Source organism: Streptomyces sp. NPDC002690, assembly GCF_053592415.1.
The window spans coordinates 1-3,987 of sequence record NZ_JBSFVR010000512.1; the positions used below are offsets into that span (position 1 = coordinate 1).

At 74.3% G+C, this 3,987-nt stretch carries 2 protein-coding genes and 2 pseudogenes; all 4 read left to right on the forward strand.

Annotated features, from left to right (window positions below):
* Window positions 1-90: 90 nt before the first annotated feature.
* A pseudogene (locus tag ACWD3D_RS34315) lies at window positions 91-1,170 on the forward strand (hypothetical protein); the annotation flags it as partial.
* Window positions 1,171-1,232: 62 nt separating this feature from the next.
* Window positions 1,233-2,270, forward strand: a complete 1,038-nt coding sequence (locus tag ACWD3D_RS34320; protein WP_451464613.1) for a glutamate ABC transporter substrate-binding protein — start codon at window positions 1,233-1,235, stop codon at window positions 2,268-2,270.
* Window positions 2,271-2,315: 45 nt separating this feature from the next.
* Window positions 2,316-3,662 carry a hypothetical protein gene (locus ACWD3D_RS34325; RefSeq protein WP_451464614.1) on the forward strand — a complete coding sequence of 449 codons (1,347 nt, stop codon included), beginning with the start codon at window positions 2,316-2,318 and terminating at the stop codon, window positions 3,660-3,662.
* Window positions 3,659-3,916: pseudogene (locus ACWD3D_RS34330) on the forward strand (hypothetical protein); the annotation flags it as partial. The gene ACWD3D_RS34325 and the pseudogene ACWD3D_RS34330, both read left to right, overlap by 4 nt.
* Between the last annotated feature and the right edge of the window lie 71 nt (window positions 3,917-3,987).

Sequence of the window (3,987 nt, forward strand, 5' to 3'; positions counted from 1 at the left end):
AGCCGGGGCGGATCGAGGTGTTGACCTCGGCCGGGTACCAGACCAGGTCCGACTCGTGTCCGGCGAGCGCGGCCCGGCTGCCCAGGTCGCGACACGATGGCGGCGAGCGGCTTCCTCGCGGGCACCGAAGAGCCTTCGAGCGTCCGCGCGCAGTACACGAAGGACATCGAGAACGCCTCGCGGCTGCTGGTGAAGGCGGCGGCGAACACGGAGGCCGGCACCTCCTCCGGCCGCGAGATCCGCACGATGAACGAGCTCCTCCCGGTCTACACCGGCCTGGTCGAACGGGCCCGCGCCAACAACCGCCTCGGGCTCCCGCTGGGCGGCGCCTACCTCCGGTACGCCAACCAGAAGATGAGCGGCGAACTCCTCCCCGCCGCCGAGCGGTTGTACGTGGCGGAGACCGGCCGGCTCGACGCGGACCAGCGCGAAGCCCGGCAGTGGCCGCTGGTCGCCCTCGCCGCCGGGTTCCTGGCGCTGGCGGTGCTGGTCTGGGCCCAGCGCCGCGACTACCGCCGGACCAACCGGGTCTTCAGTCGCGGGCTGCTCGCCGCGACCGCCGCGACCGCCGCCGTACTGGTGTGGCTGGCCGTCGGCCAGACGCTGGCCAGGACGGAGCTGCACGACGCCATGGCGAACGGCCAGGCGTCCCTCGACGTGCTGAACGACGCACGGATCGCCTCCCTGAAGGCGCGCGCCAACGAGAACCTCACCCTGGTCGCCCGGGGCGCGGTGCTCACCGCCGACGGCTCGGCCGACCAGTACCAGACCGACTACGCCTCGGACATGGACACGCTCCGTACCGAGCTGGACAGGGCGGGGAAGCTGGCGGACGACGACCTCGGGAGCACCCCGGTGGCGACCGCCGTCGGCAGCGTGACGGAGTGGCAGAAGCGCCACGCCGACGCCCGCGAGACCGACGACGGCGGGGACTACGAGGGCGCGCTCGCCCTGGTCATCGGGGCGAAGGACTCCACCGGCGAGTGCTTCTCGAAGGTGGACGCCGCCCTGGAGAAGGCCCTGGCCCACGAGCAGGAGCAGTTCGACGCGGCGGCCGGGAAGGGCCGCGGCGCACTGGACGGGTTGCCGGCCGGGGCGGGGGTCCTGGCGTTGCTGGGAGCGGTCGCCGCGATCACGGGGACCGGCCGGAGACTCGGGGAGTACCGGTGAACGAGCGAGCACCAGGGCCGGTCGACGAGCCTGCGGAGGCAGGAGCGGGAGGAGGGACCCCGATGTCACGGACACGCACACGGCCCCGGACCGGCAGGGGCGGCCTGCGCGGCTGGGGCGGGGTGACGGCGATGGCCGTGGCCTGTGTGCTCACCGCCCTGTTCGCCCTGCTGCCGCTCGGGCGGGAGACCTCCGGCTCCTCGGCCGGCGGCTCCGGGCCGGGCGCGGTACCTGCCACCCAGGTGCGCGCGGACACCTGCGAGAAGCCGGAGGCCAGCCTGCCGCCGTCCCGGACCGACGGGCCGGGGGTCGCGCGGATCAAGGAGCGCGGCAAGCTCATCGCGGGGGTGGACCAGAACAGCTACCGCTGGGGGTACCGCAATCCGGCGACCGGGAAGCTGGAGGGCTTCGACATCGACCTCGTCCGGGCCATCGCCCAGGACATCCTCGGCGACTCCTCCAAGGTGGTCTTCCGGGCCATCCCGACCAGCCAGCGGATCGCGGCACTGGAGAGCGGCCGGGTCGACGTGGTGGTGCGGACGATGACGATCAACTGCGCGCGGCTGAAGCAGGTCGCGTTCTCCACCGCCTACTTCCAGGCGGGTCAGCAGGTGCTCGCCCCGGTGGCCTCGGACATCACCGGGTACAACGCCTCGCTGCGCGGGAAGCGGGTCTGCACCGCCGAGGGCTCCACCGCCTACGAGGCCCTGAAGAAGCAGTCGTACGGCGCGGTCTTCGAGGACGCGCACGACGGCACCGCCGAGGACGAGGACCGTCTGACCGTCCCCAGCCAGCTCGACTGCCTGGTACGGCTCCAGCTCGGCGAGGTGGACGCCGTGGTGACGGACAACGCGCTGGCGGCGGGCCAGGTGGCCCAGGACCCGACGGTGGAGCTCAAGGGCGGCCCGTTCACCACGGAGTACTACGGTGTCGCCGCCAAGCTCGGCTCCGACGACCTGGTGGCCCGGGTCAACCAGGTACTGGCGGACTACCGCGGCGGCGGTGCGGGGAGCCCGTGGATGCGCTCGTACCGCACGTGGCTGGAGGCCGGACTGCCCGGCATCACGGCGCCCCCGGCGCCCACGTACCGGAGCAACTGATCCCGGCGGGCCCACGGGCCGTCGGCGAGAGCGGAGAGGTGAGCGATGGGCGTCGCGGGACCCTTCCCCGGCTACGCGGCAAGGCCCCCGGGACCGGTCATGGACCGGGACGAGGCGGACCGTGCGCTGGCCCGGCTCGGCGCGGAGCACGAGGCGATCGAGACCTCGCTGCTCGCCCTCCAGGACCACGCGGGCAGGCGTCTCCTGGAAGGTGCCGACCTGACCGGGGTGACCAAGGAGCGCTGGGCGACCACCGAGCGGTCGATCACCCTGCTCTGGGGGTACTTCGACGCGTACGCGGACGCGCTCGGTGAGGCGCGCGCGGTGCGCGCCCGCAGGCGGCACCCCAGCCGGGACGACCTGGAGACCCTGACCGGGCTGCTCCGGGGCCGGGAGATCACCGTGGCGCACGGAGCGGTGGCGCCCGATCCCTCGATCGCCGGACCGGCCCGGCTCGCCGAGCGCTTCTCGCTGGAGGAGCTGGTGGGCCGGATGAACACGCTCTACGCGCGCTCGCTGGACATGGTGGTGGCCTCCGACTCCGTCTGGTCGGCGCTGCCCGCCCGGATCGACCTGCTCGCCGCCGAACTCCACCGCACCCGCTCACTGGCCCACTCCGTGGGGGTCAGGCCGGGCGAGCACCCGTCCGGCGACGACCTGGAGTCGATCACCCAGGAGCTGGCCGGGCTGCGGGCCCAGGTCATCGCCGACCCGCTGGCGTTCTGGCTGCCGGGCTCCGGCAGCGCGGCGCCGGGCGGCGGTCGCGCGGACACCGCGCGGTACGACCGGGCGGCCCGCGCGCTGGAGGAGGTACGCCGGGAGATCGAAGCGGTCCTCGCCGTCCGGCAGGACGCCGAACACCGGCTCGCGCGGCTGCGGGACGTGCTGTCGCGCGCCGACCGCACGCTGGCCGAGGCACGGGTCGCCCGGGTCGAGGTGCTGGCGAAGATCGCGGCCTCGGAGGTGCCCGCGGTCAGCGGCCCGCCGACCGCGCTCCAGGAGCGGCTGGCCGCCGCCTCCGAGCACCGCAGGCACGCCCGCTGGCACCGGCTCCCGCCGCTGCTCGAACAGTTGGAGCGGGAGGCGGAGGAAGAGCTGCTGCGCGCCCGCGAGTCGCTGACCTCGGTCACCGCGCCGCTCGCCGTGCGGGCGGAGCTGCGTGGCCGGCTCGACGCGTACCGCGCGAAGGTGGCGCGGCACGGGCTCGCGGAGGACCCGCTGCTGATCGAGCGGTACGACGCGGCCCGCCGGATGCTGTGGAGCGCGCCCTGCGATCTGCGGGTCGCCGGTCAGGCGGTGCTGCGCTACCAGCACACGGCCACCGAGATGATGGCGCCGAGCCGGACGTCCTCGCCCGAGGACCGGCCACGCGACGAGGGGGAGACACGATGAGTACCCGGTGCCAGCGCCCCACGTGCGAGGGCTCCTACGAGGACATGGGCGAGGGGGAGCTGTACTGCGACACCTGCGGCCTGGCCCCCGTCGTCTCTCCGGACGGCATGGTCGCCTCGCCGCCCACCGGGATCGCCGGTGCGGCGCGCGGCGGTTCGGCCTCCTCGCCGGCCGGTTCGCGGGCCTCGGCCCGTGCGTCCTCGCGGTCCTCGACGTCACGGCGGTCCGTCTCGGGACGGCTGTCGCGGGAACTTCGCCGCCCAGGGTGACGACGTGATCCTCTTCGGCCTCACCGCCGTGCGCAACGTCGGTACCAACGTGGTGG